Annotated in this window: 12 protein-coding genes; all 12 read left to right on the forward strand. The window is 49.8% G+C overall.

Going from position 1 to position 12,968, the window contains the following annotated elements; all coding sequences use genetic code 11:
- Positions 1-29: 29 nt before the first annotated feature.
- The 12 genes from MKX50_RS00165 (at position 30) to spoVT (ending at position 12,907) form a co-directional block, all read left to right on the forward strand.
- Positions 30-308, forward strand: a complete 279-nt coding sequence (locus tag MKX50_RS00165) for a Veg family protein (protein ID WP_155613568.1) — start codon at positions 30-32, stop codon at positions 306-308.
- Positions 309-476: 168 nt separating this feature from the next.
- Positions 477-653 carry a small, acid-soluble spore protein, alpha/beta type gene (locus MKX50_RS00170; protein WP_155613567.1) on the forward strand — a complete coding sequence of 59 codons (177 nt, stop codon included), beginning with the start codon at positions 477-479 and terminating at the stop codon, positions 651-653.
- A 191-nt stretch (positions 654-844) separates the two neighbouring features.
- Positions 845-1,699 (forward strand): 4-(cytidine 5'-diphospho)-2-C-methyl-D-erythritol kinase, encoded by an 855-nt coding sequence (gene ispE, locus MKX50_RS00175; RefSeq protein WP_213595413.1) that lies wholly within the window; start codon positions 845-847, stop codon positions 1,697-1,699.
- 72 nt (positions 1,700-1,771) lie between these two features.
- The gene (purR, locus tag MKX50_RS00180; RefSeq protein WP_213595345.1) at positions 1,772-2,599 is read left to right on the forward strand and encodes a pur operon repressor; all 828 of its coding nucleotides are present in this window, start codon (positions 1,772-1,774) and stop codon (positions 2,597-2,599) included.
- A 183-nt stretch (positions 2,600-2,782) separates the two neighbouring features.
- Positions 2,783-3,067: a septation regulator SpoVG gene (gene spoVG, locus MKX50_RS00185; protein ID WP_110930526.1), complete on the forward strand. Its 285-nt coding sequence runs from the start codon at positions 2,783-2,785 to the stop codon at positions 3,065-3,067.
- A 124-nt stretch (positions 3,068-3,191) separates the two neighbouring features.
- Positions 3,192-4,592, forward strand: coding sequence for a bifunctional UDP-N-acetylglucosamine diphosphorylase/glucosamine-1-phosphate N-acetyltransferase GlmU (gene glmU, locus MKX50_RS00190; protein ID WP_213595347.1), 1,401 nt, complete (start codon positions 3,192-3,194; stop codon positions 4,590-4,592).
- 210 nt (positions 4,593-4,802) lie between these two features.
- Positions 4,803-5,756, forward strand: a complete 954-nt coding sequence (locus tag MKX50_RS00195; protein ID WP_055105514.1) for a ribose-phosphate diphosphokinase — start codon at positions 4,803-4,805, stop codon at positions 5,754-5,756.
- Between the two features lie 551 nt (positions 5,757-6,307).
- Positions 6,308-6,868: an aminoacyl-tRNA hydrolase gene (gene pth, locus MKX50_RS00200; RefSeq protein WP_213595349.1), complete on the forward strand. Its 561-nt coding sequence runs from the start codon at positions 6,308-6,310 to the stop codon at positions 6,866-6,868.
- 106 nt (positions 6,869-6,974) lie between these two features.
- Positions 6,975-7,205, forward strand: coding sequence for an anti-sigma-F factor Fin family protein (locus MKX50_RS00205; RefSeq protein WP_213595351.1), 231 nt, complete (start codon positions 6,975-6,977; stop codon positions 7,203-7,205).
- A 148-nt stretch (positions 7,206-7,353) separates the two neighbouring features.
- The gene (gene mfd, locus MKX50_RS00210; RefSeq protein WP_339158096.1) at positions 7,354-10,878 is read left to right on the forward strand and encodes a transcription-repair coupling factor; all 3,525 of its coding nucleotides are present in this window, start codon (positions 7,354-7,356) and stop codon (positions 10,876-10,878) included.
- A complete protein-coding gene (locus tag MKX50_RS00215; RefSeq protein WP_213595355.1) occupies positions 10,865-12,010 on the forward strand; it encodes a peptidylprolyl isomerase in 1,146 nt (381 codons plus the stop codon). Before mfd ends, MKX50_RS00215 begins: the two co-directional genes overlap by 14 nt.
- A gap of 354 nt (positions 12,011-12,364) precedes the next feature.
- Positions 12,365-12,907 carry a stage V sporulation protein T gene (gene spoVT, locus MKX50_RS00220; RefSeq protein WP_213595357.1) on the forward strand — a complete coding sequence of 181 codons (543 nt, stop codon included), beginning with the start codon at positions 12,365-12,367 and terminating at the stop codon, positions 12,905-12,907.
- Positions 12,908-12,968 lie beyond the last annotated feature (61 nt).

Genomic DNA, 12,968 nt, shown 5'->3' on the forward strand with positions numbered 1-12,968 from the left:
TGGACAAAGAAAGAAGGTGGTCACAGGCAATGGCTAAAAATACGCTGTCGGAAATTAAGCATAGTCTCGACGCTTACGTAGGACAGAAAATTATGCTGCGTGCGAACGGTGGTCGCCGTAAGACCGTCGAACGTACCGGTGTATTGGAAGAGACATATCCATCTGTCTTTATCGTGAAATTGGATGAAGAGCAACAGACTTTTAAGCGAGTGTCTTACAGTTATGCCGATATACTTACCGAATCCGTTGAAGTGATGATTTGTGACGATAGCAGCGATAACGAGATGCGGATTACGTATATTAAATAGTGAGCATCATGATGAGTTAAATAAACGGCTGTCCGCGTTGAGCGGCGCCGTTTTTTTCTTTATTAGTGAGAAGTGCATCCTGGAATGTATTTCGCCGTATGATGAGCTGCCAGCGGCGCATACTATCCAATGTTCCTATATCCATCATTCTGTAAGGAGGGACATGCCATGGCGCGGAGACGGCGTAGTGTAATGTCGGAAGAGCTGAAGATGGAGCTTGCGAAGGAACTGGGGTTCTACGACACCGTTCAGCAGGAGGGCTGGGGAGGCATTAAGGCCAAGGATGCTGGAAATATGGTGAAGAGAGCCATCGAAATGGCAGAACGTGCGGCTGCACGGCAATAATTCAACAAGGGGCTTTCCTGACTCAGGAAGGCCCCTTGTTTGTTAACATATTGAGAATTAAGCATACATACGGCAGGTATTTGACCGTCTGCAATAGACGCAGGCCGCAGTTAAATTTATAATATGGTAAACGTTAATGCTTGCAACGAGCAAGAAAAGATTCCATGGACATGCTGAGGGTGGTGTACGCCTTGAAGATTTACGAGAAAGCTCCAGCGAAAATCAACTTGATGCTGGATGTATTACATAAGCGGCCGGACGGTTATCATGAGGTTGAAATGATCATGACCATGGTGGATTTAGCCGATCGTTTAGAAATGGAAGCCCTATCCCGGGATACCATCATTATTTCAAGCCAGGCTGGCTATATCCCGCTGGATGAGAAGAATCTAGCATTCCAGGCGGCCAAGCTGATTAAAGAGCGGTACAACGTCCGCAGCGGCGTGTATATTCATTTGGATAAAAATATTCCGGTAGCTGCAGGCCTTGCCGGCGGCAGCAGCGATGCGGCAGCTACGCTTCGCGGCTTAAACCGGTTATGGGATCTGAACATCCCTGTAGAGGAATTGAAGCAGCTTGGTGCTGAATTGGGGTCCGACGTCCCTTTCTGCATAACGGGCGGAACGGCGCTTGCGACTGGCCGAGGGGAGCAATTAACCCCTCTTCCCAATCCGCCGCAGTGCTGGGTTGTGCTAGCGAAGCTGCCTATTAATGTATCGACTGCGGAAATTTACGGGCGCTTCCGCAGTGATCAGGTGAAGGAGCATCCTTCTGCCGATCGCATGCGAACGGCGATTGAACGATCTTCTTTTCCTGAGGTATGCGGGGAATTAGGGAACGTATTGGAGGAAGTGACCCTGAGGTTATATCCAGAGGTAGCGCATCTGAAGGAAACGATGCTGAAGCTTGGGGCCGACGGCGTACTCATGTCCGGCAGCGGGCCTACAGTATTCGGCCTGGTTTCCAAGGAATCCAAGGCGTTCCGGATTTATAACGGGCTGCGCGGCTTTTGCAAAGAAGTTTACGCTGTGCGCCTGCTGACTTAAGGGAAGGCTTGAATAAAGGCGTACAATCGTGTAATATTTTCATTAAAATATTCGGATTTAGAGGGGTACTTCGTGAAAAAATTAAAGAGAAGCGCTCGATTGGTGGAAATGACGCGATTTCTATTGTCACGTCCCCATCATTTGATACCACTTACCACTTTTGCACAACGTTACGGGGCGGCCAAATCCTCGATCAGCGAGGATCTGGCGATTATTAAGGAAGTATTTGAAAGCGAAGGCATGGGAGAACTGCATACTTTGGCCGGGGCTGCAGGCGGGGTAAAGTATATTCCTAAAGTGAGCCAAGAGCATGCTCTTACATTTATTAATCAGCTGTGTGAGAAATTATCGCAGCCGGATCGCATCTTGCCGGGCGGTTATTTGTATATGTCTGATTTATTGGGTCAGCCTGCGCTTATGAACGAGGCCGGTAAATTATTTGCGACTGCTTTCGCTGACCGTGAAATCGATTGTGTTATGACCGTGGAGACGAAAGGAATCCCGCTCGCTTATGCCACAGGGGCTGAGCTGAATTTACCAGTCGTGCTGGTGAGGCGGGACCATCAGGTTACCGAGGGGTCGGCCGTTAGCATCAATTATGTATCGGGATCGCACAAAAGCCTGCATACGATGACCCTGTCCCGGCGCGCGCTGAAAGAGAAATCCAGAGTCCTCATTATGGACGACTTCATGAAGGCCGGAGGCACCATCCAGGGGATGGTAGACCTATTGGCGGAATTTAATGCTGAGGTTGCCGGCGTAGGCGTCCTGGTCGAGTCGGGTGAGATCGAATCGGAGCAAAGATTGCTTCAGGATTACGTATCCTTGGCCACGTTGACAGTGGTCGATGCCAAGGGTAAGGAAATTAAAGTAGAGCCAGGCAACTATTTCTCAAAATAACCGTTTTAAAGTTCTGTCGATTCATCAAAAAATGGCTATGTTATAGACGAATCATGTCGAAAACCTCATGATTTCAAAAAAATTCCTGAATTTAGGGTATTTTGTTCCATAAAAAAGGAGGATTTCCGTTGGCTATGTGGAATATTACACCAAGTCCCTGATGGAAAAAGGTGGTGAACACATATGCAAATTACGGATGTAAGGCTCCGCCGAGTCAGCTCGGAAGGCAGAATGAAGGCAATTGCATCCATTACCATCGATAACGAGTTTGTTGTTCATGACATTCGCGTCATCGACGGAAATAATGGAATGTTTGTAGCAATGCCAAGCAAGCGAACACCGGACGGGGAGTTCCGGGATATCGCTCATCCAATTTCTTCAGGCACACGCGAGAAGATTCAAGCCGCAGTATTGGCTGAATACGAGCGCGCTGCTGACCAGGAAGAAGTTATTGAAGAAGGGGCTTAAGTACTGGTTTTTGTCTAACCAATTGGGGTTCGAAGAAAAGGGAGCCATGATACATGGCTCTCTTTTCTTTTTGTGTTAAATAAGATATATTCAGTAATGAGTTCAAGAGAAGGAGGCCGGGGCCTTGAAAAGATTAGCGATTATTCTTGCTGCAGGACAAGGGAAGCGCATGAAGTCCAAGCTTTATAAAGTGCTCCATCCCGTTTGCGGCAAACCGATGGTCGGGCATGTCCTGGACACGGTAAAGCAAATCAATTGTGAACGAAGTATTGTGGTGGTAGGCCACGGTGCAGAAGCAGTGAAATCTTATCTCGGAACATCGGCAGAATATGTGCTGCAGGAACAGCAGCTCGGCACGGGCCATGCTGTAAGACAAGCAGAGCCGCTGTTCAAGGATGAAGAAGGAGTTACCATTGTCATCTGCGGAGATACCCCGCTTGTGAAGCCGGAGACACTGGAATCGCTCATCGCTTTGCATACAAAGAGCGGTGCAGCGGCTACCGTGCTGTCAGCCTGGACGGAACGCCCTCAGGGGTATGGCCGAGTGATCCGGGGGGAGAATGGTTCTGTTGTGCGAATCGTAGAACAGAAGGATTGTTCTCCGGAAGAAGATGCAGTGCAGGAATTCAACACAGGCACTTATTGTTTTGATAATGCGAAGCTGTTTGCTGCTCTTAGCAAAGTTACGAACAACAATGCCCAGCAAGAATATTACCTGACGGATGTCATTGGTATTCTTGTCAATTCCGGGGAAATTGTTGAAGGCTATATGACCGAGGATTATGCGGAATCGATCGGAGTCAACGACCGGTTGGCCCTTTCCGAAGCAGAGCAGTTTATGCGGGAAAGAATTAACCGGAAGCATATGTTAAATGGGGTCACCATTATCGATCCTCAATCAACGTATATCGGAGCGGACGTGCAAATCGGCTCGGATACGATCCTTTATCCGGGAACTTCGATCGCGGGCAATACGGTCATTGGCGAGGACTGCGTGATCGGACCAGGGACGGAAATAAATAATTGCCAAATCCATAATGGGGCGAAGGTGAAGCAGTCGGTACTCATGGATGCCGAAGTAGGCAGCGAGACTACCGTTGGACCTTTCGCTTATTTGCGTCCGGGAGCAAAGCTTGGAGCGCATGTCAAAGTCGGGGATTTTGTAGAGATCAAGAACGCTTCCATCGACGAAGGCTCCAAGGTGTCCCATTTGAGCTACATCGGGGACGCTAAAGTAGGCAAGAATGTAAATATTGGCTGCGGTGCGATAACCGTTAACTATGATGGTTATAATAAGTCTATTACCGAAATCGAGGATGATGCGTTCGTAGGCAGCAATGTCAATTTGATCGCACCGGTGAAGATCGGCAAAGGCGCATATGTCGTTGCAGGCTCTACCATCACCCATTCCGTTCCGGATAATGACCTGGCCATCGCCAGAAACCGTCAGGAGAATAAGGCGGGATATGCGGAAAAACTCCGTGGCAGAGCCAAGGCAAAACGCGATAAAGAAAAACAATCTTAACTCCTGTTCACGAAAGTGAGCAAGCTCTATTAGTAATGTTATGGCAAGATAGTGTAATATAGAAGTATGCGTTCAAAAGTAAAGCCGAGGAATCTGGATGTAAAGCAGTAAAGGCATGACAACAACGGCAAAGGATGTTAGACGCAGTAACCATTTTAATGACCAGAATCGATTTGAACTATCGATAACAGCACGGAGGGTTTTTATTTTATGACTTATTGTGATTCTAAACTGAAGATATTCACCTGTAACTCTAATCCAAAACTGGCGCATCAAATCGCTGATTATATCGGCATCCCTATGGGAGATTCGGAAACGACCAGCTTCAGCGATGGAGAAATCCAGGTGAAGCTGTCCGAAAGCGTTCGAGGTTGCCACGTATACATCGTGCAATCCACTTGCGCGCCGGTCAACGATAATCTGATGGAGCTACTTGTTATGGTGGATGCTTTGAAGCGGGCTTCAGCCAAGAGCATTAACGTGGTTATCCCGTATTACGGTTATGCGCGTCAGGATCGGAAGGCCCGCTCACGTGACCCGATCACGGCGAAGCTGGTGGCGAACTTGATCGAGAAGGCAGGCGCGCACCGTGTAATTACAATGGATCTGCATGCGATGCAGATTCAGGGCTTCTTCGATATTCCGGTCGATCACATGCTCGGAGTACCGATTTTGGCCCAATATTTCCGTTCCAAGCAAATTCCGAATCCGGTCGTTGTATCCCCAGACCATGGCGGTGTTGTACGCGCCCGGAAATTGGCGGATTTCCTGAATGCGCCGCTTGCGATTATCGACAAGCGCCGTCCGGAACCGAATGTCAGTGAAGTGATGAACATCATCGGTAACATTGAGGGCAAGACGGCCATCCTTGTCGATGACATCATCGATACGGCCGGTACGATCGTTCTTGGCGCTAATGCCTTAAAAGAAGGCGGCGTTGAAGAAGTCTACGCTTGCTGTACGCATCCTGTGCTGTCTGGTCCGGCGATGGAACGTCTGGAAAACTCTCCGCTGAAGGAAGTTGTGGTTACTGATACGATTCCAATTACGCATCCGAATCCAACAAGCAAGCTTAAAGTGTTGTCGGTCGCTCCGCTGATGGGAGAAGCGATTATTCGCGTTCATGAAGAGCTCTCTATCAGCAAACTGTTCGAAATCGAATAAGGATTCCTTGTTATTCGGGGGTTACATCTTCCTGCACGGAGGATGTAACCCTTATCGGCGTATTTACGTTTATATAGAGATACCGACGAAGCAAGCGTATCCCGAAGGGAGAGCGTCTCCCAGCAGGGAGTAGCTGTAATCGCAGCTGTTTCTCAGGTTACCCGGGTGCACTAAAAGTAAGACGTACCCGAAGGGAGAAAAGCGTTTCACGCACCTAAAGTAGAGCACATCCCCGAAGGGGATAGCGAGTAGGAACGCCTGTGTACCTCCCACGTTACTCTAGTTTGCGGGAGTCCCGAGGGCTGCAAGCCCTGGGGGCCCTCCCTTACGGTAAGGGAGGGTTTGGGTGGGATGAGACCAGACGAAAAGCGTTTCACGCACCTAAAGTAGAGCACATCCCCGAAGGGGACAGCGAGTAGGAACGCCTGTGTACCTCCCACGTTACTCTAGTTTGCGGGAGTCCCGAGGGCTGCAAGCCCTGGGGGCCCTCCCTTACGGTAAGGGAGGGTTTGGGAGGGTTGAGACCAGACGAAAGGAGTACACCATACCTCATGAAATGGATCGTAGGCCTCGGTAATCCGGGAGCCCAATATGAGAAAACAAGACATAACATCGGATTCATGGCGCTGGACGAGCTGGCTAAGAGGCACAGCATCGATATCCGTCAGAGTAAATGCAAAGCCCTGGTAGGCGACGGCATCATCGGCGGAAAAAAAGTAGCGCTCATCAAACCGATGACTTATATGAATTTGTCCGGGGAAGCAGTTCGGGCCTTCATGGACTACTACAAAGTCAGCCTGGAGGACATGATCGTCGTTTATGACGACCTGGATACCGAAATAGGCAGAAACCGTCTTCGCTACCAAGGAAGCGCCGGCGGCCACAATGGGATCAAGTCGATTATCCAGCATACGGGGACCCAAACGTTCAACCGGATCCGCATGGGGATCTCCAGGCCTGAGCCCGGATATGCGATTGTCGATTATGTCCTGTCTTCTTTTGCAAAAAAAGAGAAGCCCATGCTGGAGCAATCGATTCAGGAGGCTTGCGATGCACTGGAATTCAGTCTGGACCATACCTTTGAGCAAACGATGGCTAAATTCAATCGCTGATGGATAAACCGACAGATCACGATGTAGTTAAACGCTGGCAACAAAGGGCTAAACGACGTCGATTCGGGGCATACTGAAGGTATAATGATCTTTCAGGAGGCATATGATGGCAATAAACTATGTATGCAGACATTGCCGCGCCCAAATCGGCCGGATTGAATCGGCTGGCGTATCCGAAGTGCAGCTCGGCTTCCATTTCTTGACCCCCGATGAGCGGAGAGATATAATAGCGTATGATTCAAGCGGCGATACGACGGTTCGCGTAACGTGCGATTATTGCGCCGAGGCGCTAACGAATCATCCGGAGCTGACCTTGCTTAACAGCCCGCTGCAATGAACCAGGCGGAACAAACAGCGCAGGTATACATCGATGGAGATTGAATAGAGCCTTGGCACGGTTGCTGAGGCTCCTTTTTGCTTCGGGTTACGGCCCGTAACCCGGGTAATATAGATTTTCAGTAAGTATTTTAAGAGAGGTGCCTCATTTGCTACAAGCACTTATACAAGCTTTTTCGAAAGATCCGGATTTTGCGGCTGCCGTAGCAGGCGTAAATTCGGGAATGAAGGAACAATTGATCTCCGGTTTATCCGGATCGTCTAAACAAATCATGCTGGCCGCGATGTACAGAGAAACCGGCCGTCCCCTTCTCGTCGTGACCCACAATATGTTTGCAGCTCAGAAAATTGCAGAGGATTTGCAGGAAGCGCTATCGGCCGAAGAGGTGCTGCTGTATCCGGCGAACGAGCTTGTCGCGGCGGAATCGGCGGTATCAAGTCCCGAGACGCTGGCGCAGCGCATCGAGGTACTGCTCAAATGCTCCCAAGGATTCCGGGGCGTTGTCGTGGTGCCTTATTCCGGCATTCGCAGATTTATTCCGTCACCGGAGACGATGGCTGCCGCGCATCTGGACATTACACTTGGCGGTACACTGCAGCTGGATCATTTTTTAAGCAAAATGGTCGAGCTTGGCTATGAGAGAGTTGAACGGGTAGAATCGCGTGGCGAGATGAGCATCCGCGGGGGAATCATCGATTTCTATCCGCTGACTGCGGAGCTCGCTTACCGGATAGAGCTGTTCGACGATGAAATCGACTCGATCCGTACGTTTGATCCGGCGGATCAGCGTTCTATCGATCAGGTGAAGCATGTATCGATTCCTCCTTGCAAGGAGCTTATCGCCTCCAAGGAACGTTTGACCAAGGCCGCACAAATTGTATCGGAGCGGCTGGAGCAACAGCTGGAGAAAATGACCGATCGCCAGGCCAAGCAAAAACTGAAAGAGGAAATTTCCAGGGAAATTGAATTGCTGCGTGAGCAGGTGTATTTTCCGGAAAACTATAAATACATTTCGCTGATCTATCCTGAGAATAAAACGCTGTATGATTTTATGGCGGAAGACGCTTTGCTGATTCTGGACGAACCGGCCAGGCTTCTGGAGACGGCTAAACAGCTGGAACGGGATGAAGCGGAATGGCATCTGCATCTGTTCCAAAATGGCAAAAGCCTGCCTGATCTGCCGCTTGCGATGGAGGGGGATCAGGTTCTTTACCGTCGGCCGTTTCAGACGTTGTTCCTATCGCTCTTCCTCAGGCAGGTGCCTCATGTACAGCCGCAAAACATTATCAATTTCGTCAGCCGGGCGATGCAGGATTTCCATGGCCAAATGAACGTACTCAAGGCGGAGATGGACCGCTGGAAGAAAAGCGGGGCCAACGTGATTATGCTTGCTGGCGGCGAGGAGCGTATCGAACGGATGCGGCGGGTGCTGCTTGACTATGGCATTGAAGAGCCCGCCTTGCTGCAAGGGAATCTGCAGTCGGGGTTCGAGCTGCCTTCGGTGCATCTGGTCGTGATTACAGAAGGAGAAATGTTCTCCAAGAAGCAGCGCAAAGCTCGTAAAGTTACGAAGAGCATGGATAATGCCGAGCGCATAAAGAGCTATACAGAGCTTAAAGTTGGCGATTATGTAGTTCACCAGAATCACGGGATCGGGAAATATCTTGGCATCGGTACTTTGGAAGTCGGCGGCATTCACAAAGACTACATGCATATTATGTATGCGGGTGGAGATAAGCTGTCCGTACCGATCGAGCAGATCGATTTGATCCAGAAATATGTAGGCTCCGAAGATAAGGAACCCAAAGTATACAAGCTGGGTGGAAACGAATGGACGAGAGTCAAGAACAAGGTTCGTTCCTCCGTACAGGATATCGCTGACGACCTCATCAAGCTGTATGCTGAACGCCAGGCATCGCCTGGCTACGGATTTGAGAAAGACACGCCCGAGCAGCTGGAATTCGAAGCGATGTTCCCCTATGAGGAGACAAGGGATCAGATCAGGGCGATCGAGGAAATCAAGAAGGACATGGAGCTGTCCCGACCTATGGACCGCCTGTTATGCGGCGACGTTGGCTACGGCAAGACAGAAGTCGCAATCCGGGCTGCTTTCAAGGCCGCGATTGAAGGGAAGCAGGTCGCTGTTCTAGTGCCGACGACGATCCTGGCACAGCAGCACTACGAGACATTTCGCGAAAGATTTTCGGGTTATCCGATCAACATACAGACCTTAAGCCGTTTCCGCAGCCGCAAAGAGCAGAACGAGACGATCAAGGGTGTCCGTCAAGGAACGGTCGACATCGTAATCGGGACGCATCGCCTATTATCCCAGGACGTAGTATTCAAGGATTTGGGACTGCTGATCGTCGATGAGGAGCAGCGTTTTGGTGTAACCCATAAGGAGAAGCTCAAGAAGCTGAAGACGAACGTCGATGTATTAACGCTGACCGCTACGCCGATACCTAGAACGCTTCACATGTCTATGCTGGGCGTGCGGGATCTGTCGGTCATCGAATCACCACCGGAGAACCGGTTCCCTGTACAGACCTACGTCGTGGAGCATAGTCAGGCTCTGGTCCGCGAGGCGATTGAACGGGAACTGGCGCGGGGCGGGCAGATCTATTACCTGTATAACCGTGTCCAAGGCATTCAGGAGATGGCCGCACAAATCTCGATGCTGGTTCCTGAAGCCAGAGTGGGCGTTGGGCATGGCCAGATGTCTGAGCAAGAGCTGGAGAAGACGATCCTGGATTTTCTAGACGGTGAGTATGACGTACTGGTTAGTACGAGCATCATCGAGACCGGGGTAGATATCCCAAACGTAAATACGCTTATTGTACATGATGCGGATAAAATGGGCCTATCCCAGCTATACCAATTGCGCGGACGCGTCGGCCGTTCAAACCGGATCGCTTACGCTTATTTTACCTATCAGCGAGACAAGTCCCTGACGGAAGTGGCGGAGAAGCGTCTTCAATCCATCAAGGAATTTACGGAGCTTGGTTCCGGATTCAAAATTGCGATGAGAGACTTGTCCATACGCGGGGCGGGAAATTTACTTGGCGCCGAGCAGCACGGATTTATCGCGTCGGTGGGTTTTGATCTGTACTCTCAAATGCTGGCTGAAGAAATCCAAAAGCGGAAGATAGAGATGTTAGGCGAAAAGTCGCCTGAGGATACGGCCTGGAATACGACCATCGACCTCGGAATTGATGCGTATTTACCTTCTGACTATATTTATGATAGTATTCAAAAGATCGAGATTTACAAAAAAACAGCTTCGGCCGCCGCTTTCGAAGACGTTGCCGAGCTGGAGGACGAGCTTCTCGACCGGTTCGGAGAATTGCCGGAGGCTGTGGAAAACTTGCTGTCCGTGGCCCGGGTGAAGCTCTACGGCAAGCTCTATGGAATCGAATCCATTACACGGCGCGGAGACGAGACTGTCATAAAGTTCCTCGATGGGCGGGAGAAGGATATTCTTCCAGCCAAGCTTGCGGAAGTTGGCAATCTGTTCGGAAGGCGTGTACAATTTAATCAGGGTTCGGCGATGCTGATCCGAATCAAAACCAAGGAATTGGACGATAAAGCATTGATGGGTTTGTTGGAGCAATTCCTTGAGGCCCTGAAGGTTTCGTTCAAATTGAAAGGGGAACTACAAGATGTCTCGAAGTAAAGCACGTTCCTGGAAGACGCTTTTTATTGCGCTGGTTGCGGTATTAACGATTTCCATGTTAGCGGCATGCGGCAAGAAAGATGACAATAAAGGCAAAGAAGCAGCAAATAACGGCAGCTCGGGCAAAGTGGTAGCCACCTATGAAGGCGGGGAAATCACTGAGAACGAATTTGATCTTGAGCTGCGCATCATGAAAACACTTCAGCCTCAAATGGCACAACTGCTGGAGTTGGACGATTTTCGGGAATTTTTGGTGAAGCAAGCTATAACTTATGAATATTTGTCCGGGAAAGCCGATGATAAGGCACAGAAAGAAGGCAAGAAAACGGCGGAGGATCAGCTCAAAGCGATCAAAACGCAAATGGGCGATGAGGCATTCAAGCAAATGCTGGATACTCAAAAGATCACCGAAGATGAATTGAAGAACTACATGGTCCGCATTTTCACGGTAGTCGCCAGCCAAACAGCCGGCATTACAGAGGAAGACATCAAGACGGAATTCGAAGCCACTAAAGACGATTACACGACGGCATCGGTTCGGCATATTCTGATCGGCCTGACGGACGCCGAGGGCAAGGAGCGCAGCAAAGAAGACGCCCTGAAGCTGGCGAACGAAGTCAAGGCCAAGCTGGATAAAGGGGAAGATTTCGCGACCTTAGCCAAGGAATATTCCGAGGATCCCGGCTCGAAAGATAACGGCGGTTTATATGAGGATGCATTGGTAACGCAATGGGTGCCACAATTCCAGGAGAAAGCGCGAACGCTGAAGATTAACGAAATCAGCAACCCCGTAGAGACGGATTATGGGTACCATATTATGCGGGTGGAATCGCGTACCGAGAAGAAGTATGAGGACTTGACCGCAGAGGAGAAAGACATGATTAAGAACCTGGTCGGCTCCAACAAGCTGGACGAGTTCATGGACAAGGATTTGGACAAGATCATCAAGAAGATCGACCTGCCTAAGGTGGAGAACAACACAGAAACTGACAACAACGCTGCAACGCCACCGGCGAGCGAAGGCAACGCAGGGACAGATTCGCAAGGAACAAGCAAGGAATCTGGCAACAGCGGAAATGCTGGAGCGAACAACAGCGAGAAAACCGACGGAAACGCAGGCAATACGAAGTAAGGGATTCAGGTTTCTTGTAAATTAGGGAGAAAACCAGTTTTTTTTCCGATTTACCATTCTGGGCGGCAGCGCGAATCATTTCGCGCTGCTTTCTTTTCCCAATTGGGGTGTAAAGCGGATTTCAATGACAAAACGAATGAATAAGGTGCTGGAAAGGGATGAATACTATGGTCAGAATCACAGAAGCCGAGATCCCTTTATCATATACACAAATCGCCAGCTAATCTTGCTTCAAGCAAGGTGAGGCAAATCGTCTGCAGTCGTCGCGGACTTTTGCAATGTACGTATAGAAGGGCAAGGAATATTCATCAGACAGTAGTCAAAACTTCTTAAGAAAGCGGGGCAACATGTGATATGAAAGCTACTGGAATTGTACGACGTATTGATGATCTTGGACGGGTAGTTATCCCAAAGGAAATCCGCCGCACGCTGCGGATCCGCGAGGGAGACCCGCTCGAAATTTTCGTGGATCGCGACGGTGAAGTGATTCTGAAAAAGTATTCCCCGATTGGTGAACTGGGCGATTTCGCCAAGGAATACGCCGAGTCCTTGTATGAGAGCACAGGCCATATTACCCTCATCTCTGACCGGGATACGCTGATCGCAGTGGCGGGAGCCTCCAAAAAGGAGTATCTGGACAAGCAAATCAGCCTTCTGCTGGAGAGCAGCATGGACGGGCGCAAAATTCTGCTTGAAACGAACACGGGAAGCTATGAAATTAATAAGGATCATCCCGAGACTATTTCTTCCTATGTTATCGCTCCGATCATTTCGGGCGGTGATCCAATCGGGACAGTCGTACTGCTGAATAAGGATGAGTCTATAAAAATGTCGGAGCTGGAGTCGAAGATGGCTGAGACGGCCGCAGGCTTTCTCGGCAAACAAATGGAGCAGTAATTGTGTCTTGATAAGCCGATGATCTCCCGCTGCGCTGAACGGTTAAGCACCGCTTTGGCAG

This window comes from Paenibacillus sp. FSL W8-0186 (assembly GCF_037969765.1).
GTDB lineage: Bacteria > Bacillota > Bacilli > Paenibacillales > Paenibacillaceae > Fontibacillus > Fontibacillus woosongensis.

Coding starts and splice junctions, on each gene's coding strand:
- MKX50_RS00170 (WP_155613567.1), top strand. CDS start 477: ATGGCGCGGAGACGGCGTAGTGTAATGTCGGAAGAGCTGAAGATGGAG.
- MKX50_RS00215 (WP_213595355.1), top strand. CDS start 10,865: ATGTCTCGAAGTAAAGCACGTTCCTGGAAGACGCTTTTTATTGCGCTG.
- pth (WP_213595349.1), top strand. CDS start 6,308: ATGAAATGGATCGTAGGCCTCGGTAATCCGGGAGCCCAATATGAGAAA.
- MKX50_RS00195 (WP_055105514.1), top strand. CDS start 4,803: ATGACTTATTGTGATTCTAAACTGAAGATATTCACCTGTAACTCTAAT.
- spoVG (WP_110930526.1), top strand. CDS start 2,783: ATGCAAATTACGGATGTAAGGCTCCGCCGAGTCAGCTCGGAAGGCAGA.
- spoVT (WP_213595357.1), top strand. CDS start 12,365: ATGAAAGCTACTGGAATTGTACGACGTATTGATGATCTTGGACGGGTA.
- MKX50_RS00165 (WP_155613568.1), top strand. CDS start 30: ATGGCTAAAAATACGCTGTCGGAAATTAAGCATAGTCTCGACGCTTAC.
- MKX50_RS00205 (WP_213595351.1), top strand. CDS start 6,975: ATGGCAATAAACTATGTATGCAGACATTGCCGCGCCCAAATCGGCCGG.